Below are 23,947 nucleotides of genomic sequence, written 5' to 3' on the forward strand. Positions count from 1 at the left end.
CAATGAAACCAATACGTCTTCTGCTCACCGCTTGCACAATGACCCTCATGGCATCCAGCGTCATCGCCGCGGTTTCCGAAGAGGAAGCCGCCAAGCTGGGCACCAGTCTGACGCCGGTGGGTGCAGAAAAAGCGGGCAACACCGAGGGCAGCATCCCGGCCTGGACCGGCGGCCTCAAGGCCGACGCGGCGCCGGTGCAGAACGGCTTCATGGGCGATCCTTATGCCGCTGAAAAGCCGCTGTTCGTCATCACTGCGGCCAATGTCGAGCAGTACAAGGACAAGCTGACTCCCGGCCAGCAGGCGATGTTCAAACGCTACCCCGACACCTACAAAATGCCGGTGTACAAGACCCAGCGCAGCGCTGTCATGCCGCAATCGGCTTACGACGCGGCGAAAAAAAGTGCACTGACCACCGAAGCCGTCAACGAGGGTTACTCGCTGAAAAACTTCGATCAAATCCATTATTTCGCCTTCCCGATCCCAAAAACCGGTCTGCAAGTGGTGTGGAACCACCTGACCCGCTACCGCGGCCACAACTACATTAACACCCAGGTCCAGGCTACTCCGCAGGTCAATGGTGACTTCACCCCGGTGCATATCGAAATGGCCAGCGGCTTCCCGTGGATCATGAAGGACGCCAAACCGCAGGACACCAGCAACATCCTGTTCTTCGTCAAGCAGACGGTTACCGCCCCGGCGCGCATGGCCGGCAACGTCACGCTGATTCACGAGACTCTCGACCAGGTCGCCGAGCCGCGCATGGCCTGGGCCTACAACGCCGGCCAGCGTCGGGTGCGGCGGGCCCCGCAAGTGGCGTATGACGGTCCGGGCACAGCCTCAGATGGCCTGCGCGTGGCAGACAATGCCGACATGTACAACGGTGCGCCCGACCGCTACGACTGGAAGCTGGTGGGCAAAAAGGAGATCTACATTCCTTACAACAGCTACAAGCTGCAATCGCCTTCGCTCAAGTACAAAGACATCATCCAGCCCGGTCACATCAACCAGGACCTGACCCGTTACGAGCTGCATCGGGTGTGGGAAGTGCAGGGCACGCTGAAGTCCGGTGCCCGGCACATCTATGCCAAACGCCACATGTTCTTTGACGAAGACACCTGGACTGCCGTTGAAATCGACCACTACGACGGCCGCGGCCAGCTGTGGCGGGTCAGTGAAGGGCACACCTACACCGATTACGTGCAACAGCTCACAGCGTTCGCCGGCATTGCTACCTATGACTTGATGGCGGGTCGCTACGTGGTGTCGAACCTGGGCAACGAGAACAAGAAAGGTATCGACTACGCCTATCAGCCGAGCGTCAACGACTTCACCCCGGCGGCCCTGCGCAACGCCGGTATCCGCTGACCCCATCTGTACCCGCTGCTCGCTCTTGATGGGGCGAGCAGCACCTTCCTGTGTGTTCCCTCTGTGTGAATCTTCCTGATCCTGGAGAACTATGATGTCGCAAAAACCTTACGTCGTTGGCGTCGGTATGATCCCGTTCGTCAAGCCCGGCACCAGCGGTAGTTATATCGAGATGGGCGCGCAGGCGGTGCGTCTGGCCCTGGCAGACGCCGGCCTGGATTATCGTCTGGTGCAGCAGGCCTATGCCGGTTACGTCTATGGTGACTCCACCTGTGGCCAGGCAGCTTTGTATGAAGTCGGTATGAGTGGTATTCCGGTGCTCAACGTCAATAACAACTGTGCTACCGGTTCCAGCGCGCTGTTCCTGGCACGCCAGGCGGTGGAGAGCGGGGCGGTTGACTGTGCCCTGGCGTTCGGCTTTGAACAGATGCAGCCCGGTGCGCTGAAATCGGTGTGGGACGACCGTCCTCGGGCCACCACCCATATGACCCAGTCAGTGATCGACGAACTGACCGCCGATGTGCCGGAGATGCCCAGTGCCTTGCGCATGTTCGGTGGTGCTGGGCGTGAACACATGCACAAATACGGCACGCAGATGAGTACCTTCGCCGCTATTCGTGCCAAGGCCAGCCGTCATGCCGCCAACAACCCGCTGGCGCTGTTCCGCAAGATCGTCAGCAGCGAAGATGTGATGAACGAACAGCTGATCTGGCCGGGTGTCATGACCCGTTTGATGGCCTGCCCGCCAACCTGTGGTGCTGCGGCAGCCATCATTTGCTCCGAGGCGTTCGCCAGAAAGCATGGCCTGAACACCGACGTGGTGATTCTGGCCCAGTCATTGACCACTGATTCGCCGGTTTGCCATGAGGCGAGGTCGATGATCGAAGTGGTCGGCTTCGATATGGCGCAACGGGCGGCCAAAGCGGTTTACGAGAAGGCCGGTGTTGACCCTCAGGACATTCGTGTGGTCGAGCTGCATGACTGTTTCGCCCACAACGAATTGCTCACTTATGAGTCCCTGGGGCTGTGCCCGGTCGGCGGGGCTGAGCGCTTCGTCCTTGATGGTGACAACAGCTATGGCGGTCAGGTGGTGACCAACCCGTCCGGTGGCCTGTTGTCCAAAGGCCATCCGCTGGGGGCTACCGGGCTTGCCCAGTGCTATGAGCTGACCCATCAGTTGCGTGGCACTGCCGATAAGCGTCAGGTCGAAGGCGCCAGCTTGGCACTGCAGCACAACCTGGGCCTGGGCGGCGCCTGTGTGGTGACCCTGTACGGGCGCAGCTGATTTTTTGCGCATATTTGCCGGGCCTGGTGCCCGGCTTTTTTTGGGCTCTTCACGGAATCCCGGAGACCAAGATCCTTGGGTTGGCTTGGGATGTTGAGGCAAAAACAAAACGCCCGATGCACTGCAGCGGGCGTTTTGTTTTCAGTCCGAACGAGGTTATTCGCTCTTGGCAACCTGCTCGACTTTCTGCATACGGCTGGTGTCCATCAACACCAGACCGAAGGCCATGCCGTACATCAGACGGCCCTGGGCATCGACCTTGATCGGCGCATACATGCCGTTGAACACCGGGTCGCTACCGGTGGCGATTTCCAGCACGGTCTTGCCGGTGTCCAGGTCCATACCAATGTGGTAACCCTCACCCTGGCGCGCGGTGTAAACACCGTTGATCACGGCCATGCGGCTGCCACCGCTGATCATCGGCACCACCGACACCGAGCCGACATCGGTGCGGGTCCACAAGCTGTTCCACTGGTCCTTGGCACTGTCCCACTTGAGCATTGCCACGCCACTGGCGGCAGGCCGGGTCATGCCATTGAGCATGGTGACGTAGTAACCAGACTTGGCCAGCGCCGGCTTTTCCTCGGCGGGGATATTGTTGACCACGAAGGCATGGCCGTCATACACCGCCACCGACTGTTCGGACTGCACTGTAGGCACGGTGCTACCCATGTCCACCGGGCGCTGGTCAGCCACCCGTGGCGACAGGGTGCCAGGTTTCTGCTGCCAGCCTGAGGGAATCTTGTCGCGCCACATGGCCACCAGGTTCATCTTTTTCGCACCGTCAGTGAACACCACCAGCTTGTCTTCGTCAGGGCCATAGCCCATCAGGGTCGGGGTGGAACCGGTGCCGTCCGCGATCTTCACCGCAGCAAAGCGTACGCCGCGATCGTATGGAGCCTTCCAGGCACCACTGGCTTCATCAGCATGCAGCTTGCCGTCCTTGTCGACCACCAGCCGGTACATGTTCTGGTTGGATGCGACATACACCGCGCCGCCATCTACTTCAGGACCCGTGGCGAACGAGTTGAGGAATACCTCGTCACTGCCTTCGATACGGTAGCTGTCGATCAGCTTCAGGGTGTTGCGGTCGAGGGTCGCGACTGTGCCCCCCATGGTGTTGACCACCAGGTAGCCGTTGAGGGTCATGCCCATGCCGAAGGTGGTGTCCACAGGGATGCCGACGCCGCGCTTGGTCTTCTCGTTGTCGAACAACGCATCGGGCAGTTGCACTTCCTGGGTCAGCTTCATCCCGGAGTTGGGGGCTTTGGGGTCGTTTTGGTCGATGCGGAACACTCGGCGCGCACTGGCGCCGATAAACGCGTTGTCGCGGGTCAAAAGCGAGTAGATGGCGCCGCCCAGCAACTGGTCGGTGGTGGCGGTAAGCATACGGTTGGGTTGCGCCTGCATGTAATCGAGCAGCCCTTTTTCATCCTTGGCATCAAGGAACTTGCGGGTCTGGGCAGCCTGCTGCAGACGTTGTTCGGGGGAGATGGCCTGGTAGTTGGGCAGTTTCACCGGCAGGTCGACGCGGGCGATTTCGCTGAAGGTGAAGTCGTCATTGATCTTCAGCTTGCGCAGGGAAAAACCGGCCCAGTACCAGTAGACATCGGTCCCGCCGACCTTGTCGGTGTATTGCATCAGGCTGCCCGACTCGTTGGGGATCAGTCGATAAGCTTGCGGGGTCATTTTGTACGAGCCACGTGCGACGCTGAGGGTGGTGCTGTCCGAGGCGCCGTCATTCCAGTGCGTCTGGTTATTGTAGGACTGCGCCAGGTAGGGATTGGGCGGGGCGACCTGGGTTTGCGCAGTGGCCAGGGCAGGCGCGGCCAGGCAGCAGGTTGCCCACAGGGCCCAATGAGGAGGTAACTCGAACATACGCTCTTTTCCTTTTGTTGTTATTGACGGCGATTGCCAGGCCCAGAGTAGCCAGCGGCATCGCTGCCTATAGCCCCCCTCGGCGGGGGGCAGGATTATCCCGGCTTGCTCTGCTAGCGTGCCCGTACAACAACAAGGTCAGCGAACAGGAGTACACATGCTTTCAGGTATCAGGATCGTTGAAATCTGCGGTATCGGCCCCGGACCGTTTTGCGCGATGCATCTGGCGGATCTCGGCGCTGATGTGATCGCTGTGGAGCGCGAGTCTTCCACCTCGGTCACCGGTGCGAAAAATGCCCCGCGCAACCCGCTTAACCGCGGCAAGCGTTCGGTGGTGGCGGACCTGAAAACCGCTGAGGGCCGTGAGGTGGTTCTCAAGCTGGTCGAAAGTGCCGATGTGTTGATCGAAGGCATGCGCCCTGGGGTCATGGAGCGCCTGGGGCTGGGCCCCAAACAGTGCCAGGCGCGCAATCCTGCGCTGGTTTATGGTCGCATGACTGGCTGGGGGCAGTATGGCCCGCTGGCCAGCGCCGCCGGTCATGACAATAACTACATCGCCTTGTCGGGCGCGTTACACCACAGCGGTACCGCAGGCGAAGCGCCGTCTTCGCCCATCACCCTGATCGGTGATATCGGTGGCGGCGCGTTGTATCTGGCTATCGGTGTGCTTGCCGGTGTCCTCAAGGCACGGCAAAGCGGTCAGGGCAGTGTCGTCGATGCGGCCATCGTCGATGGCTCGGCGCACATGATGCAACTGATGGCGTCGCTGACCAGCAGGGGCCTGCTCAACGAACAACGGGGCAAGAGCGTCCACGACAGTTCGCACTTTTATGCCACTTATCGTTGTGCCGATGACCAGTACGTTGCGGTGGGGTCGATCGAACCGCAGTTCTACGCACTTCTGCTGGAAAAGCTGGGCCTGGCAGACGACCCACGTTTTGCGCGGCAATGGGATGCAAGTCGTTGGGAAGAACTGCGTGGTGTGTTGAGCGAAATCTTTGTCAGCCAGCCGCGCCAGCACTGGTGCGAGCTGCTCGAAGGTAGCGATGCCTGTTTTGCTCCGGTGCTTAGCCCGCGTGAGGCGGCACGTCACAGTCATATGCTCGAGCGTGGGGTGTACTTCGAGCGTGACGGACTGTTGCAGGCTCACCCGGCACCGCGCTTTGATGATCGGGTGGTCACCCCAGGGCCGATTCCGACGCATGGCGCGGATACCGAGCGGGTGCTGGCGGCGCTTGAGGGCAATGACCTGGCTGCGCTCTGGCGTTCTGGCATGCAACCGTAGTTGATGGTGAAGCGGTGGCGCTGCTTGGGCAGCGTCACTGCTGTTGATTGCCCCTTGAACGTTACAACCGCTGCAAGATGGAGCGGGCCCGACCGATCACCGGCGCATCGATCATCTGCCCATCCAGCACGAACACGCCGCAACCCTGATCGGCACCTTGCAGCACCCGTCGCGCCCACTCCAGTTCTTCCCGGCTAGGTCGCAAGGCTGCATGAATGGTCTCGACCTGCCCCGGATGAATGCACAATGCCCCGCCAAAACCCTGGTCGCGGGCAGACTCGATGGCCCGGCGCAATCCTTCGGCGTCCTGAATCGCCGGATACACCCCGTCCAATGGTGCGGCCAACGCAGCAACCCGGCTGTGCAGGAGAACGGCATAGCGCGCATGGCTGAGCACCTGTTCGGCAGCCTCACTGCCACTGCGCAGGTTCAGGTCCAGGCCAAGGTCCAGACTGCCAAAGCACAAGCGCTCGACACCTTCACTGGCGGCAAGCCGGGGCAGTGCGAGCAGCCCCTGGGCGCTTTCGATGATCGGCCACACCGGTTTGCCCGAGTCGTGCGCCAGGCGTATCTGCTCGACTGTTTCGGCCTTGGGCAGCAAGATGCCGCTGACGCCGGGATGACGTCGACACAGTGCAAGGTCGGCCTCATGCGCCCAGTGCCCCGGAGCATTGGCCCTGACCAGCAGTTGGATATCCGGGTGCTGCTGCAGAAAGATCGCAAGGTTATCCCGCGCCTGCTCCTTGGCCGCTTCTTCCACGGCATCTTCCAGGTCGACAATGACCCGGTCGGCGCCGCTGGCCAGGGCCTTGGGGATGCGCTCCGGACGGCTGGCCGGAACGAACAGGGCAGAACGCACACTATCGTGGTTCATTGTCCGACCTCCACGCTGAACTCGACTTCGCCGGACTGGGCCATTCCGGCTTGCGCGGTGGCCCAGAGCTGCGCTTTGCCGTTCTCAAGAAGACGGCCGCCAACCTCGAACGCGTTTGGTGAAATCAGTGGACGCAAACCACGAAAGTTGAAGCGACGCACGCGTGCCGCAGGGTTGGCGCGCTGGAAGGCCCGCAGGCTAAGCGTAGCAATCAGCGGACCGTGCACCACCAGGCCCGGATAGCCTTCGGTCTCGCAGGTGTATGGCCAGTCATAGTGAATGCGGTGGCCGTTGAAGGTCACCGCGGAGTAGCGAAACAGCAGCGTCGCCGACGGTTCCACCGTCTCCTGCCAAGCGCCTGCGGGTGCAGCCTTGGTACCACCGAGTTTGGGCCGGGTCGCTTCGCGGTAGACGATGTCTTGCTCTTCGACCAAGGCATTCTGTCCATCCTGCAGGTACGCGTGCCTGACCGTGACGAACATCAACGAGCCCGTGCGCCCGTGCTTTTCTTCGATGTTGAGGAGGGTCGATTGCCGCGTTACTTCGGCTTCCACGCGCAGCGGCTGGATAAACTCCAGGCGGCTGCCGGCCCACATGCGGTTGCGGTTGTCAGCCGGCGGCAGGAACCCGCCCCGCGCCGGATGGCCATCGTTGCCCAGCCCTGCGTCGTCGACAGGCTCCTGGAAGAATGCCCAATGCCAGAGCAAGGGCAGGGCGTCACCTGGCGCCGGCGCCGGCTCGTTCAGTGTCGCGGCAATACGCTTGACCAGGTTATGGGTGATGCAGTCGTGGCTGGTTTCGCTACGGCCGATCCAGGCACTGAAGTCATGTGTTGTCATTGTCTATGTGTCCTCGGCAAAGCTGCCCCGCAGTCGCCCGACTGCGGGGCAGGAAAAGGGGTCAAATGACTCCGCAAGCACGCAGTTCCTGTATTTTTTCGCTGGACAGCCCGAGTCCGGCAAGAATGCGTCTGCTGTGCTCGCCCAAATCCGGGACCGGATCCATGCGTGGGCTGAACGCACTGCTGTTGGCCGGTGGCAGCAAGCTGGGAACGTTGCCGACGGCGGTTTCGATCTGCCGCCAGCGATCACGGGCCTGCAGCTGTGGGTGCTGCCATACCCCCTGCATATCGTTGACGCGGGCGTTGGCGATGGTGGCGGCGTCGAGGCGAGCTATGGCCGTGGCAAAATCGAGCGTGGTGAACGCATCGACGATCAGCGTACGCAAAGCCTCGCGGTTTTCCACGCGCCTGGCGTTGCTGTCAAAACGTTTGTCGTCGGCCAGTTCGGGCTGCAACAGCACCCGCTCACAGAACAACCGCCACTCGCGCTCATTCTGCAAGCCCAGCATCAGCGTACTGCCATCGCCGACGGGGAAGGGGCCATAGGGATAAATCGTGGCATGCGCCGCGCCCGTGCGTGGCGGCGGGGGGGCGCCTTCATAGGCGTAGTAGAGGGGATAGTTCATCCACTCCACCAGGCTCTCCAGCATGGATACCTCCACATGGCTGCCAGCGCCGGTCTTCTCCCGCAGCAGCAATGCTGACAGCACGCCCGTGTAGGCATACATGCCCGCGGCAATATCGGCAATCGAGTTGCCGGCTTTGGCCATCTGCTCGTCACCCGTCACCGAGAGAAAGCCCCCTTCGCTCTGGATCAGCAGGTCGTAGGCTTTTTTCTGCTCATAAGGGCCACCAGCACCATAGCCTGAGATATCGCAGACGATCAGCCGCGGAAAGCGTTCGCGCAGTGCTTCGAACGACAGGCCGAGACGTGCCGCGGCACCGGGGGCAAGGTTCTGGACCAGAACGTCGGCTTGTTCCAGCAACTGGCCGAGGATGTCACCGGCGATATCCTGCTTGAGATCCAGCGTCAGGCTTTCCTTGGAGCGGTTGGTCCAGACAAAGTGCGAAGCCAGGCCGTTGACGCGTTGGTCATAGCCACGGGCAAAATCGCCGACGCCGGGGCGTTCCACTTTGATCACCCGCGCTCCCAGATCCGCCAACTGGCGGGTACAGAACGGTGCGGCGATGGCGTGTTCGAGACTGACAACGGTAATACCGTCCAGCGGGCGCATGTTCATGATGTGCTCTCTTGTTATTGAGGGTGCTGCAACCTGTGGGTTTTCTGCCTAGAACGAACGCGGCAGCTCCAGCAAGTGTTCGGCCACATAGGACAGGATCAGGTTGGTGGAGATCGGCGCCACCTGGTAGAGACGGGTTTCGCGGAATTTGCGCTCGACGTCATATTCGTTGGCGAAACCGAAACCACCGTGGGTTTGCAGGCAGGCGTTGGCCGCCTCCCAGGACGCTTTGGCCGCCAGGTACTTGGCCATGTTCGCGGCTGCACCGGCGTTCTGCTGGTTGTCGTACTGCTCACACGCTTGCCAGCGCATCAGGTCTGCCGCTTCGATCTCGATATGCGCCTCGGCGATCGGGAACTGTACGCCCTGGTTCTGGCCGATGGGTCGGCCGAACACCACACGGTCGCGGGCATACTGCGCGGACTTTTCGATGAACCAGCGGCCGTCACCGATGCACTCGGCGGCGATCAGCGTGCGCTCGGCATTCAGGCCATCGAGAATGTAGCGAAAGCCTTTGCCTTCCTCGCCGATCAGACTGCTGGCTGGAATCTCCAGGTTGTCGAAGAACAGCTCATTGGTCTCGTGATTGACCATATTGGCGATCGGCTGCACGCTCAGGCCATTACCAATGGCTTCACGCAGATCGACCAGGAAGATCGACATGCCTTCAGACTTCTTCTTGACCTCGGCCAAAGGCGTGGTACGGGCCAGTAGAATCATCAGGTCGGAATGCTGAATACGCGAGATCCACACTTTCTGGCCATTGATTACATACTTGTCGTCTTTGCGCACGGCGGTGGTTTTGATCTTGGTCGTGTCGGTACCGGTGGTGGGTTCGGTCACACCCATCGACTGCAGCCGCAGTTCACCACTGGCCAGTCTGGGCAGGTAATAGCGCTTCTGTTCGTCGCTACCATTACGCAACAAGGTGAACATGTTGTACATCTGGCCGTGGATGGTCCCGGAATTGCCACCGCAGCGATTGACCTCCTCAAGGATCACCGAGGCTTCGGCCAGGCCCAGCCCGGAGCCGCCATATTCTTCGGGAATCATCGCCGACAGCCATCCGGCCTCGGTCATGGCCTGGACGAAGGTCTCTGGAAAGCCTTTGTGTTCATCGATTTTGCGCCAGTACTCGGCAGGAAAATCGCTGCACAAGGCGCGCACGCCTTCGCGGATGGCATTGATGGCGTCGCTATTGTGGTTGTTCATTATTTCTCCAGGTGGGCAGGGCAGCTGCCTGTGTCTTAGCGCCAAACTACGCTGGAGTGCCTGTTTCAATAAGGGGACTGGTTGACTAGCTGATATGCTCAAATGCTATAGCTGGCCGGGGGGCTGTTCAGGCTGTCGCTTGCCAGCGAATCATTACGCCAATTCCATTTCTCTACCTTGGTCAGTCAATGGACGTCGTTCAACTTAAAACCCTCATCCACGTCGCCGAGCTGGGTAGCCTGAGCAAAGCAGCCGACCGCCTGAACATTGCCCAGCCCGCGTTGAGCCGACAGATCCGGCAACTGGAAAAGGAACTTGGCGTCTACCTGTTCGAGCGACATGGCCGCGGCATGCAGATCACCGATGCGGGCAAAGAAGTGTTGCAACACGCCACGCGTATCATGGATGAGCTTGAGGCAATCCGCAGTTCAGTGAGCGGGGGACATGTCAGCTTTCAGGGGGCCGTTGCGATTGGCACCACACCGACGATCGCTGAAATTGTCACGGTGCCACTGGTCAAGCGCATTCGTGAAGCACACCCTGAGCTGTCAATCCGCTTTTCCTCGGCTTTCAGCGGTTACTTGCTGGACTGGCTGCAGCGCGGCGAGCTGGAACTGGCTATTTCCTATGATCTACAGCCCCTGCATACCTTGCGCATCGTGCCGGTGATGATGGAGAACCTGGTGCTGGTAGGCGCGCCGGCCGCTGGATTGCAACTGGACAAGCCGGTGAGCTTCGCAAGCCTGGCGCAGCAACCACTGGTGCTACCAAGCCAGCGGCATGGTCTGCGTAAAATCATGGACCAGTGCGCCGTCGATACAGGCTTCACCATTGCCACCCGTGTGGAGGCCGACTCCTTCGGTGCATTGATTGATCTGGTACGCCACGATTTTGGCTATACCGCATTGCCATTGGCGTCGATCTACACTCACCTGCAGAATGGGACGCTCTGCGCAGCGCCGCTTGTCGAACCGACGCCGATGCGCAAGGTAGTTATGGTGTCGCCTGCAGACCGGCGAGTGAGTCCGGCGACTCGCTACGTTGCCGACACGTTTGTTGAGCTGGCTTCGCAGTTGGTCAAACAAGGAATATGGGCGGGGCATATGCTTTAGTGGCGGTTCAAGCCGTCCAGCACTCAATGCATATGAGCGTGAGAGTGAATGGTCAGGGCTCCCGGCACCTTGGTGCGCTCAAGCCCCCCATGGTCCAGCCACCGGAGGGTCTGCTCATAGGCACGCTGCAGCAAAGACTCGGTCTGGTCAAAGTTGAACACCGAGACATCCACTGGGCACAAGGGTGGGACGATGTGCAGGCTGGTGAGCGTGCGGAAGTGTTCGATGTCGCTCACCAGTTGGCGCATGCTCATCAGATTGACGGTGTGCAGGGCCAGGGCGACCAGGCCGCGGGGTGGTTGGGTCAGGGCGCAACTCATGCCGGTGGGAATTACCACGACGTTGCTGGCCCCCAGGGCTACGGCGGTCGAAATAGGCGTATTGCTTGCCACGCCGCCGTCAACCAGGAACCGATCGGCGATCTGTACGCAGGGGAACACCAACGGGATGGCAGCACTGGCCAGTAACGCCTGCTCGAGTTCGCCACTGGACAACACAGTCTCGGCACCACTGAGCAGGTCGGTGGTGACGATGTGCAGGGGCAGCGTGGCCTCCTCGATGCGATGGATGGGCAGTGCCTGACCCAGTAATCGGTTCAAGGCCGACGGTTGCAGCAGATAGCCACGCCGTTTCATCAGTCCTCTACAGGTGTCCAGCCAGGAGAGGGGGAAGATGTCGTTTTTACTCAACCCGCGCCAGAACCCTTCGAGCGCTGCGACACCATCGGAGTCGGGCCTCGCGGCAAAGTAGGCACCGTTGATCGCGCCTACCGAAGCGCCAACCACCATGTCGAATCGCACATCAGCCTCGACCAGGGCCCGCAACATGCCGACCTGCACCGCCCCCAGGCTGCCGCCGCCAGCGAATACGATTGCGGTGTTGGTCGCCATGCTCGAAGTCTCTGTGCAGCAACGTATCGACTTAGTGTAGCTGCCGGGTTGGTATTACTTGCGGGTATCACTTGAGCCCCCGGCGAAGCGTCTGGCCCTTTGCTTTTTGTTCAACGACGAAACCGACTCGCACTCCCCAAGCTTGCGGCCGCGTTGCTCACGGCAGCTGCAAGCTCGGCAGCGCTGCCCGACCTTGTGCCGAGAGCAGCGGCTCCAGCTGACTCCAACTGAAGGTCACGTCTACGTCACAGCCATCGCCAATGGGCTGGTTGGCCAGCTGCATGCCCTGGGTGTCGAAACTCAGGTCGTAGGAGTCGTAGCTCGCCACTCCGGGGCAGTCGCTGTCCGCCGCGGCCTGAGTCTCGAGCCAGGTGGCGAAATTTTTCGGCAGCTTGACCTGCCCGGAGAAGGGGCTGTACCACTCAAAACCTGTACCGATCCAGGTCCAGGGATCGACGCTTTCACCGGTCTGCAGGTTCCAGGTGTGCAACCCCCAACTGATGCCACCACGACCAAAGCCTGCGCTCCAGCGGTAAAACCTGACGGTGAGCCACTGAGACGACCAATACGTCGGGTCAACGCTGATCTCGCTGGTGTAGGCGGAGCCGATGCGACCGAGGAATTCACGTCGCTCGTTGAAGAACGCATTCTGGCCGTCGGGGCTGACGGCCAGGCGTGCCAGTTGCTGATTGATCTTGTGGATGGCCGGGCTGTCACCCTCCAGCTTGAGGGTGACCTGGGCGCCTTGGGTCCTGACCTGATAGGCGTGCTCGCCGAAGGCTTTTTTCTCTACCTTGACGGGCAACGGCGCTGCCTCCATTGGCGCGTTGTAAGCGTCGCCGCCACAACCTTCGGCACTTGAGCGCGTAAGCATCAAGGGCAACGGGGTAGCGCCTGCCGCCTTGCTCCAGGTTCCGGTCAGCGTATCGCCCTGCAGGGCGTCCAGTTGCCAGAACCCCGTCTTGCCGTCTTCGGCCCAGGGTTCGCCGGCCTTTTCCTGGGTTAGCTGGATCGGCGTGAGGAAGCGCTGGTAGTAGTAGCTGCCGTTGCTGTCGGGGGCGGCGTTGAAACAGGCAGTGATCGCGGTCTTGCCGAGGGTGCCTTTCCAGACGCCGGCAAGGTCGGTAGGCGCGGCGTTGGCGTAGCCGGTAGCACAAGCAAGGGTCAGTATGGCCAAGGGCTTGAGCATACAGATCGGACTTCCAGATGTCTGACGGGCGGCCATCATAGCCGAAGGACAACTCCATCGCTCAATCAGCTGGTGGTGATCCTTAAGGTCTGACAGAAACTTCGTGCTCGTCTTCAAAGTCCATGAACCGCTGCAGATCAAGCACATCCAGTTTGACCCGGGCGATAAAGGCAGAAAAGGCGAGGTTGGCGGCGAGCCGTCGCAGGTCGCTGGCCCAGGCCGGAACATAGGTTGGCCCCACCAACCAGCCCGATTCAAACAGCGGCGCCAGGTGCAGAGTGTCGCCCAGGCTCAGGCGTCCGGCAAACAAATACCCCACCAGCTCCGGGCGGTTGTCGCGGATCGCCACGCGCAGCAGGGTGTGCACACCGAGCAACCCGGTCAGGTACGCGGCATCCTTGGTAAACGCCGAACCCCCTCGGACATTGGCGCCGCGGAAAATCCGCTGTGTTGAGCGAAAGGACTCTTCCGGCGACTGGCCGGCCTTGAGAAAACCTTCAAACACCTGGATGAAGTCGGCGCCATCGAGCGCTTGCTGCACCGCGAGCACGCGCAAGGCGAGGCGGCGCAAGCGGTTGATGTCCATGCTGCCGGTGAACAGCTCGGCCAGCGTGGCAATGCCTTCTTGTGTCTGGGTGGTGCGTGGCGCCCCCAGGGCCAGGCATTTTAGGTTGGGCTGGCGCGCACCGTTCTGCGCGGTGGCCACATGCACAAAGGCTTCGTGCTGCAGCAACTGCTGCTTGTCCAGTTCGCTGAACAGGGCGCTGGCCCGCAGGCGAATACGGCTGGTACCGGCAATGGCCTTGGCAGCCAGTTCAGGTTCAAGCTTGATACTGATCTGGCCGGCACCAAAAAAGCGGTCCAGCTCCGGCTGCAACCAGGCGGCGAATACATCGGCCGGAATTTCGGCAGGGCTGGGAGGAATACAGTTGCCACCCAACAGGGCGTCGGTGGTTTTCAGGAAGAAATGCGCGGCGTCGAGCATGCTCAGCTTTTGCCTGGGGTAGTAAAAATCCGGACGACGGTACAGCGCCGACGAATACCGGGTAAACGCCGGGGTTCCCATGGCGCCCAGCATGCGCCCGGCCGTGGCATAGCTGTGTGCGGTTCTGGCGAGAAATTGCCCGGCTGGATGCCCCTGATCGCAATGCTCGACAAAGCTGTCCAGCGCTGCGATCTCGGCGCTGTGCTCGCGCGGGCTGAATTCGACATTGGGTAGTTGCGCCTTGCCGCTGCGCCACTGGGCAAGGAAAACCTCCTCGACACCCTCGGGCCACGCCAGCGCGTCAAGTACGCGGATCTTGCGGGTTAAAGCGGGCAGCGCAGCATCGAGTTCAGACAGCGACAGGGCACTCATGGCATTCACCTTGAGAGTCGAAGATCCATCGCACCAGCTTAGTCGTTGCCGGTGTAGTGCGGTGCATCAGCCCTGTCGCGTGCCTTTATATGGCCGCTGGCGCCTTTCGCCAGCGTATCAGGTTCAATGTTTGTGCTTGTTTTTGTGCTTATGCTTGTGGCTGGATTTGTGGTTATCGTGATGGTCATCGTCATCCGCCATGCTATTGCCGATGGCGCTACCGGCCGCACCGCCCAGGCCGGCACCTATGGCGCCTCCGGTCGTGCCGCCGACGCTACGCCCCACCACCTGACCGCTGGCTGCGCCAAGGCCACCGCCAATGGCGGCTTCGGTTTTTTTGCCATCCTTCGCGCTCACTGCGCCACCTGCTGCACCACCGACGCCGGCACCGATGGCAGCACCGGTGCTACCGCCAACCGCTTGGCCGACCACACTGCCCAAAGCGCCACCCAGGCCTCCGCCCACGGCGGTATTGGTGGTTTCCCCGGCAAAGACCGCTGGTGCTACGGCAAGAGTAAGTGCAAATACAGCAACTATTTTTCGCATTTCGTTAATCTCAAAGGGTGTACAGCGTTAGAGTCTGTCAGATGCGAAAAGTGCGGACAACGCGCCTTCCAGGTTCATAGACGTAAATCAACACACCGGGCCGAAAGCTCGACCGCTTGTCGCGTTCGCTGTTCTGCTATTTGCAGTTGCCAGCTTTGCGATAGCCTGCCGCCTGAGCTTCAGATTCCGATGCGAACGAAACCTGATTTTTTGCAGACACCTGCAGATAGCCAGGGCAGCCGTTCGGCAGATGATAAACATGACTTTTCTGGTTGCCGATGATCGCACCGATGGCGCTAGACGCACTGGCCAGGGTGGGTTTTGGCGTGGGTTGAGCGGTGCGCACCGGGACCGCGCTGACGACGCCGTCACCAACAGGCTTGTATCCCGTGGTCCAGCTGCGTTGGCCGGTAACGAACGGGTTGGAGTGCCCCATGATTGTGGCAATACGGCGATCGCGCTCTTTCTCCCAGGCCGTTACCGGATGCTGCTTGTCCCATGCCATGAGCAACTGTTGTTGCTGACGGGACATGCTCAGCTTGTAGCGATCGAACATATAGAAGGTGGTGCGAGCAACCAGGCCCTTTACTTCGTCACGCGGCTCTGCAGTTTTTTGCTTGAAGTCGACCGTGGTCGCGCACTGACCGTATTGGTGAGCAATCCCCTGGTTCATGCCGTAGTTGAAATTGCTGCGATCGCCGTTCACTTCGCCTACCGACGGGTACAAGTTGAACAGATCAGCTTCCATGGCACGGAACACCGGATCTTCGTCAACGCAATGTTCCCTTCCACCGTTCTTCCAGCATTGGCGTTGGTGACCAAACGTCCACGCCGGAACGATGTGTTCCCACTCGGTCCGCTCTGCGCGGGTTTGTTCCTTGCGGGTTTCATAGCCGCAGGATCCGGGATCAACGCGGCCACCGGATTTGCCTACCCATGTCCACTTGCAGCCACAGTAGAGCTCACCCATGGGGCTGTTGGCCTGGTCGAGATAGACCTTCTGCTTGGCGATGACCTTGGCTTCAGAAAATGTCGCAGGCGGTGAGGAGAGGGCGGGAGTGGCTACGCAAAACATCAGTGCTACAGCAGACAACAGCTTTTTCATGAATCAAATCATCGGCTTAAGGATCGCGCAGTATAACTGTCCTTACTCTTTCGCCTATGGGGTGGATATTCACTACGGCACACTCATAAGCAAAACGCCGACATTGTTGTCGGCGCTTTGCAAGTGGAGAGTAATTACGACCTACGCTTGAACAACCGCAATTTTGGCGCTCGCAGCGGCCTCACGGAACTCGGCAATCTGGTCGAAGCTCAGATAGCGGTAAACGTCGGCAGCCATGCTGTCGATGTTCTTCGCGTACTCCATGTACTCTTCGACGCTTGGCAGCTTGCCCAGGATCGAGGCAACCGCAGCCAGTTCGGCCGAGGCCAGGTACACGTTGGCACCATCACCCAGACGGTTGGGGAAGTTACGGGTCGAGGTCGAGACCACCGTCGAGTTCGCCGCCACACGTGCCTGGTTACCCATGCACAGCGAGCAGCCCGGCATTTCCATGCGCGCCCCGGCTTTGCCGTAGATGCCGTAATAGCCTTCTTCGGTCAGCTGGTGAGCGTCCATTTTGGTTGGTGGTGCGAGCCACAGGCGGGTCGGCAGCGAACCTTTGACCTTTTCCAGCAGCTTGCCGGCAGCGCGGAAGTGACCGATGTTGGTCATGCACGAACCGATGAACACTTCGTCGATCTTCTGTCCCTGTACGGTCGTCAGCAATTGGGCGTCGTCCGGGTCGTTCGGCGCACAGAGTACTGGCACTTTCACCTGATCCAGATCGATCTCGATGATCTCGGCGTATTCGGCGTCGGCGTCGGCTTCCAGCAATACCGGGTTGGCCAGCCAGGCTTCCATTGCCTGGGCACGACGCTCCAGGGTACGGGCATCGCCATAGCCTTCGCTGATCATCCAGCGCAGCAGGGTGATGTTCGAGCGCAGGTACTCGGCAACGGCCTTCTCAGGCAGCTTGATGGTGCAGCCGGCAGCGGAGCGTTCAGCCGACGCGTCGGACAGTTCAAAAGCCTGCTCTACGGTCAGTTCGTCCAGACCTTCGATTTCCAGGATGCGACCGGAGAAAGCGTTGATCTTGCCTTTCTTCTCAACGGTCAGCAGACCTTGCTGGATGGCGTAATAAGGAATCGCATGAACCAGGTCGCGCAGGGTGATGCCTGGTTGTAGCTTGCCCTTGAAACGCACCAGTACCGACTCCGGCATGTCCAGCGGCATGACACCGGTGGCCGCAGCGAAGGCGATCAGGCCGGAACCGGCCGGGAACGAGATGCCGATCGGGAAACGGGTGTGCGAGTCACCACCGGTACCGACGGTGTCCGGCAGCAGCATGCGGTTCAGCCAGCTGTGGATGATGCCGTCGCCAACCTTCAATGAAACGCCACCGCGGGTGCGGATGAAGTCCGGCAGGGTGTGGTGGGTGTTTACATCCACAGGTTTGGGATAGGCCGCGGTGTGGCAGAACGACTGCATGACCAGGTCAGCGGAGAAGCCCAGGCACGCTAGGTCTTTCAGTTCGTCACGGGTCATTGGACCGGTGGTGTCCTGGGAACCGACGGTGGTCATCTTCGGCTCGCAGTAGGTGCCTGGTCGAACGCCAGTCACGCCGCAGGCTTTACCGACCATTTTTTGCGCCAGGCTGTAGCCTTTGCCGGTGTCGGCAGGCTGCTCTGGCTTTTTGAACAGCTCGGACACCGGCAGGCCCAGCTCGGTGCGGGCCTTGTCGGTCAGGCCACGGCCGACGATCAGCGGGATACGGCCGCCAGCGCGGACCTCGTCGAGCAGCACCGAAGTCTTCAGTTCGAAGGTGGTGATGACCTCGTCGCTGCCATGCTTGCAGACTTTGCCGGCGTGCGGGTACACGTCGATGACGTCGCCCATGTTCAGGTTCGACACGTCGAATTCGATCGGCAGGGCGCCGGCGTCTTCCATGGTGTTGTAGAAAATCGGAGCAATCTTGTTACCGAAGCAGAAACCACCGGCGCGTTTGTTCGGCACAAACGGGATGTCGTCACCGAAGAACCACAGCACCGAGTTGGTGGCGGATTTACGCGAGGAACCGGTACCGACCACGTCGCCGACGTAGGCCACCGGGAAGCCTTTGGCTTTGACTGCTTCGATCTGCTTGAGCGGGCCGATGGCGCCTGGCTGCTCGGGATTGATGCCGTCACGGGCCATTTTCAGCATGGCCAGAGCGTGCAGCGGGATGTCAGGGCGCGACCAGGCGTCCGGGGCAGGGGACAGGTCGTCGGTGTTGGTTTCGCCCGGGACCTTGAACACGGTCAGACTGTATTTTTCCGCGATGGCCGGCTTGCTGGTGAACCACTCGCCAGCGGCCCAGGACTCCAGCACGGCCTTGGCATGAGCATTGCCGGCTTTGGCTTTTTCGGCGACGTCGTGGAAGGCGTCGAACATCAGCAGGGTGTGCTTGAGCTGTTCGGCGGCAACGGCGGCCAGTTCGGCGTCGTCCAGCAGCTCGACCAGGGTGGCGATGTTGTAGCCGCCCTGCATGGTGCCCAGCAGCTCTACCGCGCGTTTTTTGTCGATCAGCGGGGAAGTGGCTTCGCCCTTGGCTAGTGCAGAGAGGAAACCGGCCTTGACGTAGGCGGCTTCGTCCACGCCTGGTGGAACGCGGTGGGTGATCAGCTCGACGAGGACTGCTTCTTCGCCAGCAGGAGGATTCTTCAGCAGCTCGACCAGGCCTGCGGTTTGTTCGGCATTCAGTGCGAGGGGCGGCAGGCCTTCCTCAGCACGCGCTTGTAAGTGGCGGGCATAAGCTTCGAGCACGGATGATCTCCTGTGGGTGGCGTACCGGAAAGTAAAAAAGCAGGGGCAGATTCTTGGTAATTGAGAGTGACCACTGACAAGACCACCAAAAACAGCCTGCTCCTGCTGAAGTCGATTTTGTTGACACATTGGCGGTCAATGCGCGAAATCTAAAGGATAAAAGCCGGTATTACAATAGGATTGTCGACACATTGACGTACTCTAGCCATGTCGGTGGGGTCCGAAGGCTCTGCGTCGGGCCATATCAGGCGCACCGCCTCTGCGCTGGCACGGTAGGCATGGCATACGTCATTTCCAGGGGCCATGGTCGCGCCCCGGAAGGCTGCGACAAATCAGGGAACCACGGAACCTCTGTAGTGGATGCACTACAGAGGCGTGGGTTGTTGTCCGGGAGAAGGGCACAGCCGCTGGCGGCTAGAGCATCTGCTTGTCGTTGACCTTCTGCACGGCGGCTTTTCGGGCAACGCGTTTTGCTTTCACAGGCTTGGGCGTCCCGGCCTTGGCTGCCTGGGTCGCCACGGCCTGCAATTGCTCGTAGGAATCCTTCAGGCATTGCGCGAGAAAATCCGGGTCGGGGACGACGTTCGGTGAGCTGGTCAACGAGATGAACATCTTTCCGCAGTAGCTGGTGGGGTTCCAGATCAACGACAGGCCATCGACCAGCGGACCCACACCGCACCAGTACACGAGCTTGGCGCCGAGCATGTACAGCGGCACATTGGGGCCGGGGACGTTGGTCACCATGCAATTGTGCAGCACCACCGGGCCCTTGCCGCCCATGCCCATCAGCGTCGCCAGGCGGCCGGCGAGCCCCAGAGTGGCCGGGGGCGCGAATTTCTGCAGATTGGTCAGGTCGTTGGCGCCAACCGCATTCTGGATCGCTTTGGATTGCGAAGTGGCGGCCTGCAGCGCTTGCAGCCGCTCAAGCGGATCCTCGATGTCGGTGCGCAGCGGGAAGGTGAGCATCGACACGGTGTTGCCGGCGGCGACGGATTCATTGCCCTGGCGGGTGTTGACCGGTGCCAGGGTCACCAGCGACTTCTCCGGCAGTTCATCTTTTGCCATCAGGTAACGACGCATCGCCCCACCGACAATGGCCAGGACCGCATCGTTGACTGTCGCCCCGGGCACCAGGTTCTTGATCTGTTTCACCACGCCCAGATCGAGGGTGACCGAATCCCAGACCCGGCTGGACGTCACGTTGCTGTTGAAACGTGTGCGCGGCGCGCCGCCTTCAGCGCTCAGTACCGAACTGGCCACTTTACGCAGACTGGCAATGGCCAGCTTTGGCAGCACGCGGGCCAGCGGTAGCGCCATGCGAGCGGAGGCCGTGATGTTGTCGGTGAGCATGCGGTTTACCGTGTCGAGCATGCCCCAGCGCTGCGCTACGCGGGATGCCGCCGGCGTGTTGTCCACCACCGCGACGGGTTTGCCCTGCGCGCCGGCCAGATCGTGCAAGGCCCAGGTCAGCTCCGCGGCCGCGGCGCCGTCCATCGCCGCATGGTGCGATTTGGTCAGAATGGCGAAGCTGCCCTTGGGGATGCCTTCGATGTTGTCGAGCCCCTCGATCACGTACATCTCCCAGGGTGCGCGGGAAAGATCGACCGAGCGGGCATGGATGCGTGACACCAGGATGCAGAACTGACGCCAGTCGCCTGGCTTGGGCAGGGCGAAGTGGCGAACGTGGAAGTCGATGTCGAACAGGTCGTCCTCCACCCAGTAGGGGTAGCCGAGGCCAAAGGGCACCTGGATGATCTTGCGTTTGAACACTGGCGAGACGTCGAGACGATCCGAGATATGGTGGACGATCTCCCGAAAGCCGAGTCGTTGCCCCTCTACCGTGGACTGATCGTAGATGTAGATCATGGTGCAGTGCGACGCGGCATGGGGACGATCGACTTTGAGGAACAGGGCATCTTGCCCGCTGAGTTTGCTCATCGTTAACGCTCTCGCAAGGTTGTGGCGCAGTTGGGGGGCTCAATCACTTGAGCTGGCATGCAGGTGCTTTGCGTTTCATCAATACGACCAAGGTCGACGATGGGCAGATTCTTCGATCTGCCGTTGCATCGTCCCCCTGCAAAAGGGGGGGAGTGAGCGGTCGGCGCGGTCTTTATGCTGGGGGCTATCGGAGGGTCGTGCGCGCGCCGTCGGGGCGTACCTGCTGACCCCCACCCGGGGAGGGGATCCTGCGTGTGGCGTAAAGAACAGAGCATGAGTGAGGGCGGGGCAGGGGATTCACGCAGGCCCTGGTGGGAGCGTTTGTCCGCAGACTTCTGGCGGCAAGCCGACGGCACCGAACTGGATGCCAGGCACCGCCTGAAGATCCATGGCAGTGCCGCGATCGAGCGGGTGATGCGCACCTCCTTGTCGGCTACGGTGGCGGCTACCGCGCTTACCACGCTACGCAAACCTGGCCGTCTGCAGCGCGAGTTCGAGGCGCTGCGCTTCTACGAACCGCTAGCGCGTGCGGGAGATACCTCCCAGGTGTTCCTGCCACCGCCGAAGGACGTCGTCATTTCAGAGCGCGCGTTGCCCGGCAATGACATCCGTCGTTCCCAACTGCGCTTTGCCAGTCCGTTCAAACCGCTCAACCCCTTCGCACGCCCACAGTTCGAGGCCATGCAGCGCAATGCCTTCGCCCATGCCCAGCACTGGTGCCATGGCGACCGGCCGCGGCCGACGCTGATCGTCATCCACGGATTCGCCGCCGACCCGCACTGGCTCAACGCTCACGCGCTTTCGCTGGCCGATTTCTACCGGCGGGGCTATGACATCCTGCTGTTCACGTTTCCGCACCATGGTCGTCGCGCAGAACGCAGCGACTGGTTCAGCGGCCAGGGATTATTCGGCAGTGGGCTGGTGGCCTTTAACGAAGCACCGCTGCATGCGATCCATGACCTGCGGGTGTTCATCAACTATCTAAAGGAACGCGGTGTCGAGCATATCGGTGTCACCGGCATTTCCCTCGGCGGCTACACTGCAGCGCTGCTGGCGGCCGTTGACGAGCGCCTGGCCTATTGCGTGCCGATCGTCCCGGCGGTCAGCCCGATAGATGCGTTCCTTGAGTGGCAGCCCACAGGGGTTTTGCTCTCCCGCCTGATGCGCAACCAAGGCATTGGCGTGGCTGAAATGCGCGGCTTGCTTGCCGTGCACAACCCGCTGAGCTATGCACCGCGCCTGGACGGCGAGCGCCTGCTGATCATCGGCGGTGCCGGAGACCGCGTCACCATGCCACGCCACCTGCGGCTGCTGCACCAGCACTGGCCGGGCAGTGCGTTGCACTGGTTTCCTGGTAATCACATTCTGCATCTGGGACGTGGTGAGTATCTGGCGTGTATGAGGGCGTTGATGGATAGGTACTCAGGGTTGTAGTACACCCGCGACGTTGGCAAGCATTCTGCTTGGATGTTCAGCTGTTTGATGCTATTTCAGTTTGTATCGACAGCCGTTCCAGGATGTGACAGGCACATCCTTTTCCTGCAAGGAGGCAGGCCGATGACGTTGGTAATGGAAAATCTGACCCGCTTTGAGCGCATTGAATGCTCGAAGGTCAATGCCAGTGGTGCCCGCTACCCCAAGCATACCCATGAAGAGTATGTGCTCAGCGCCAACCTTAGCGGGGTGGAGCGGATCTGGTTCAACGGCAGGCAGCAAGCCGTGTCAGCGGGCGAGGTGACGCTGTATAACCCGATGACCGTGCAGGCGTCGGAGTTTTGCGGGGAGGGCGCACAGTTCATCAGCGTGCATCTGGATGGACAGCAAGTGCACAGCATTCTCGACCAGACCGCGAGCGCCAATGGTTTGCCGACGTTCCAGGAGGGCGTGATCCGCGATGGTGCGCTGTACCGCTCTATCCTCGACCTGCATGAGCAGCTGGACGCCAACGGTCGTGACGAGGCGTTGCTGGTGCTGTTCAGTGAGCTGGCGCGTTTGCGCACCACGCCAGCCACCGCCGACGAGCCACTGCGGGTGGTACAGTTGATCAGTTTCATGAAGGCCAATTTGTACGAAGCGATCGAGCTTGAAGACCTGTGTGCCGAAGCCAATCTGTCCAGATTCCATCTGGTGCGAAGCTTCAAGACCCTGAAAAACCTTCCCCCCATGCAATATTTCAAGCAGTTGCGCTTGATCGAAGCGCGCCGGCGCCTGCGCCTTGGCGACGCGCCGGCACGCATCGCCGTTGACCTGGGTTTCTTCGACCAGGCCCATCTGAGCAATGCGTTCCGCAAAGTGATGGGCGTCTCGCCGTCGAGCTACAGCTCAATGATTGGTGTAGTCGGGTTACGTTGAGACCTGTCAGCCAGAAACTGGGGTAGAGTGCTCAGCAATCTCTGCTCATACGTTGTTTGAAGAATGAATCGTCCACTGTTTGTTTCGCTAGACGGGCCCAAGGGCACCGGCAAAACCACGCTGTTGGAGGCCGTTACCAAAGTACTGAGGGCAGACAACAAAAAGGTGATCCGGCTTTGCGAGAAAAAAAGCGATCCCTACCGGGGTGAAACAATGGCCCTGGTGAACACATTCGTCAGAAACCCCACCCGGGATCTGGAGCTTGGGGTTTGTGAGCGCTTTGCGGATAGCCGGAACTGGATTTCCCGGCACGTGCTGGCTAAACAGCCAACTGACAGCATCATCCTGATCGATCGCTGGTACCCGTCGGATGCCGCGTTTCGCCGGATGGTCCCGTTTGCCGAGATTCTGCAACTGAACATCGATCGCAACGTGCAAATACCCGACCTGCATGTCGGGGTTGTCACCGACCCTGAAGTTTCATGGGCGAGGGCAGCGGCACGAACGCGCGGGCTGAGCAGTACGGTGATGCACAAGCTGGAAGAGCATGTCGCATCTACCAAAGCGTTCGAGCGAGCCAGTGCAGATCACGGCTGGGTTTTATGCCGCAATGAAGGAACGATCGAAGAGGCAACGATGCAGGTGGTTTCTGAGATCTATAGCGTCCTGCCAGCAGAGCAGCGGCTGTCGTATTTGCTTTAAATGTAAAGTATTCGCATTTATACTGCGCGGC

Annotated in this window: 19 protein-coding genes; 7 read left to right on the top strand and 12 right to left on the bottom strand. The window is 60.6% G+C overall.

Going from position 1 to position 23,947, the window contains the following annotated elements; genetic code table 11:
• Positions 1 to 2: 2 nt before the first annotated feature.
• Positions 3 to 1,367, top strand: coding sequence for a DUF1329 domain-containing protein (locus tag AC07OF_RS16025; RefSeq protein ID WP_157192534.1), 1,365 nt, complete (start codon positions 3 to 5; stop codon positions 1,365 to 1,367).
• Between the two features lie 94 nt (positions 1,368 to 1,461).
• The gene (locus tag AC07OF_RS16030) at positions 1,462 to 2,652 is read left to right on the top strand and encodes a lipid-transfer protein (protein WP_476447452.1); all 1,191 of its coding nucleotides are present in this window, start codon (positions 1,462 to 1,464) and stop codon (positions 2,650 to 2,652) included.
• Positions 2,653 to 2,808: 156 nt separating this feature from the next.
• On the opposite strand, the gene AC07OF_RS16035 is transcribed toward AC07OF_RS16030, so the two are convergent.
• The gene (locus AC07OF_RS16035) at positions 2,809 to 4,530 is read right to left on the bottom strand and encodes a hypothetical protein (protein ID WP_495073149.1); all 1,722 of its coding nucleotides are present in this window, start codon (positions 4,528 to 4,530) and stop codon (positions 2,809 to 2,811) included.
• 157 nt (positions 4,531 to 4,687) lie between these two features.
• Between AC07OF_RS16035 and AC07OF_RS16040 the strand changes: the two genes are divergently transcribed.
• Complete coding sequence (locus tag AC07OF_RS16040) at positions 4,688 to 5,815, top strand: CaiB/BaiF CoA transferase family protein (RefSeq protein WP_157192537.1); 1,128 nt, start codon at positions 4,688 to 4,690, stop codon at positions 5,813 to 5,815.
• 61 nt (positions 5,816 to 5,876) lie between these two features.
• On the opposite strand, the gene AC07OF_RS16045 is transcribed toward AC07OF_RS16040, so the two are convergent.
• The 4 genes from AC07OF_RS16045 to AC07OF_RS16060 all read right to left on the bottom strand — a co-directional run bounded on the left by AC07OF_RS16045 (position 5,877) and on the right by AC07OF_RS16060 (position 9,983).
• Entirely contained in the window at positions 5,877 to 6,689 is an 813-nt protein-coding gene (locus tag AC07OF_RS16045; RefSeq protein WP_157192538.1) for an HpcH/HpaI aldolase/citrate lyase family protein, read from the bottom strand.
• Entirely contained in the window at positions 6,686 to 7,528 is an 843-nt protein-coding gene (locus AC07OF_RS16050) for an HTD2 family dehydratase (RefSeq protein ID WP_476447150.1), read from the bottom strand. Before AC07OF_RS16050 ends, AC07OF_RS16045 begins: the two co-directional genes overlap by 4 nt.
• A 61-nt stretch (positions 7,529 to 7,589) precedes the next feature.
• A complete protein-coding gene (locus AC07OF_RS16055; protein WP_157192540.1) occupies positions 7,590 to 8,771 on the bottom strand; it encodes a CaiB/BaiF CoA transferase family protein in 1,182 nt (393 codons plus the stop codon).
• A 48-nt stretch (positions 8,772 to 8,819) separates the two neighbouring features.
• A complete protein-coding gene (locus AC07OF_RS16060) occupies positions 8,820 to 9,983 on the bottom strand; it encodes an acyl-CoA dehydrogenase family protein (protein ID WP_157192541.1) in 1,164 nt (387 codons plus the stop codon).
• Between the two features lie 188 nt (positions 9,984 to 10,171).
• On the opposite strand from AC07OF_RS16060, the gene AC07OF_RS16065 reads away from it, so the two are divergent.
• Complete coding sequence (locus AC07OF_RS16065) at positions 10,172 to 11,095, top strand: LysR family transcriptional regulator (RefSeq protein ID WP_157192542.1); 924 nt, start codon at positions 10,172 to 10,174, stop codon at positions 11,093 to 11,095.
• A 23-nt stretch (positions 11,096 to 11,118) separates the two neighbouring features.
• Here the strand turns inward: AC07OF_RS16065 and AC07OF_RS16070 are convergent, their stop codons facing one another.
• From AC07OF_RS16070 to AC07OF_RS16100, 7 genes are all read right to left on the bottom strand, one after another.
• The gene (locus AC07OF_RS16070; RefSeq protein ID WP_157192543.1) at positions 11,119 to 11,985 is read right to left on the bottom strand and encodes a patatin-like phospholipase family protein; all 867 of its coding nucleotides are present in this window, start codon (positions 11,983 to 11,985) and stop codon (positions 11,119 to 11,121) included.
• A gap of 157 nt (positions 11,986 to 12,142) precedes the next feature.
• Positions 12,143 to 13,174 carry a hypothetical protein gene (locus AC07OF_RS16075; RefSeq protein ID WP_495073150.1) on the bottom strand — a complete coding sequence of 344 codons (1,032 nt, stop codon included), beginning with the start codon at positions 13,172 to 13,174 and terminating at the stop codon, positions 12,143 to 12,145.
• An 82-nt stretch (positions 13,175 to 13,256) separates the two neighbouring features.
• Complete coding sequence (locus AC07OF_RS16080; RefSeq protein ID WP_476447148.1) at positions 13,257 to 14,531, bottom strand: peptidase MATCAP family protein; 1,275 nt, start codon at positions 14,529 to 14,531, stop codon at positions 13,257 to 13,259.
• A gap of 123 nt (positions 14,532 to 14,654) precedes the next feature.
• A complete protein-coding gene (locus AC07OF_RS16085) occupies positions 14,655 to 15,077 on the bottom strand; it encodes a glycine zipper domain-containing protein (protein ID WP_038610976.1) in 423 nt (140 codons plus the stop codon).
• Between the two features lie 136 nt (positions 15,078 to 15,213).
• The gene (locus AC07OF_RS16090; RefSeq protein WP_495073151.1) at positions 15,214 to 16,182 is read right to left on the bottom strand and encodes an endonuclease; all 969 of its coding nucleotides are present in this window, start codon (positions 16,180 to 16,182) and stop codon (positions 15,214 to 15,216) included.
• A 141-nt stretch (positions 16,183 to 16,323) separates the two neighbouring features.
• Positions 16,324 to 18,924, bottom strand: coding sequence for a bifunctional aconitate hydratase 2/2-methylisocitrate dehydratase (gene acnB / locus AC07OF_RS16095; RefSeq protein ID WP_495073152.1), 2,601 nt, complete (start codon positions 18,922 to 18,924; stop codon positions 16,324 to 16,326).
• 414 nt (positions 18,925 to 19,338) lie between these two features.
• Complete coding sequence (locus tag AC07OF_RS16100) at positions 19,339 to 20,862, bottom strand: wax ester/triacylglycerol synthase family O-acyltransferase (RefSeq protein ID WP_495073153.1); 1,524 nt, start codon at positions 20,860 to 20,862, stop codon at positions 19,339 to 19,341.
• 252 nt (positions 20,863 to 21,114) lie between these two features.
• On the opposite strand from AC07OF_RS16100, the gene AC07OF_RS16105 reads away from it, so the two are divergent.
• The 3 genes from AC07OF_RS16105 to AC07OF_RS16115 all read left to right on the top strand — a co-directional run bounded on the left by AC07OF_RS16105 (position 21,115) and on the right by AC07OF_RS16115 (position 23,916).
• The gene (locus tag AC07OF_RS16105) at positions 21,115 to 22,296 is read left to right on the top strand and encodes an alpha/beta hydrolase family protein (protein WP_495073154.1); all 1,182 of its coding nucleotides are present in this window, start codon (positions 21,115 to 21,117) and stop codon (positions 22,294 to 22,296) included.
• A gap of 123 nt (positions 22,297 to 22,419) precedes the next feature.
• Positions 22,420 to 23,214 carry an AraC family transcriptional regulator gene (locus tag AC07OF_RS16110; protein WP_495073155.1) on the top strand — a complete coding sequence of 265 codons (795 nt, stop codon included), beginning with the start codon at positions 22,420 to 22,422 and terminating at the stop codon, positions 23,212 to 23,214.
• A gap of 63 nt (positions 23,215 to 23,277) precedes the next feature.
• On the top strand, positions 23,278 to 23,916 hold the full coding sequence (locus AC07OF_RS16115) for a dTMP kinase (RefSeq protein WP_157192552.1): 639 nt from the start codon (positions 23,278 to 23,280) through the stop codon (positions 23,914 to 23,916).
• The last annotated feature ends 31 nt before the right edge of the window (positions 23,917 to 23,947 follow it).

The organism is Pseudomonas sp. GW821-FHT10B02, from assembly GCF_059415665.1.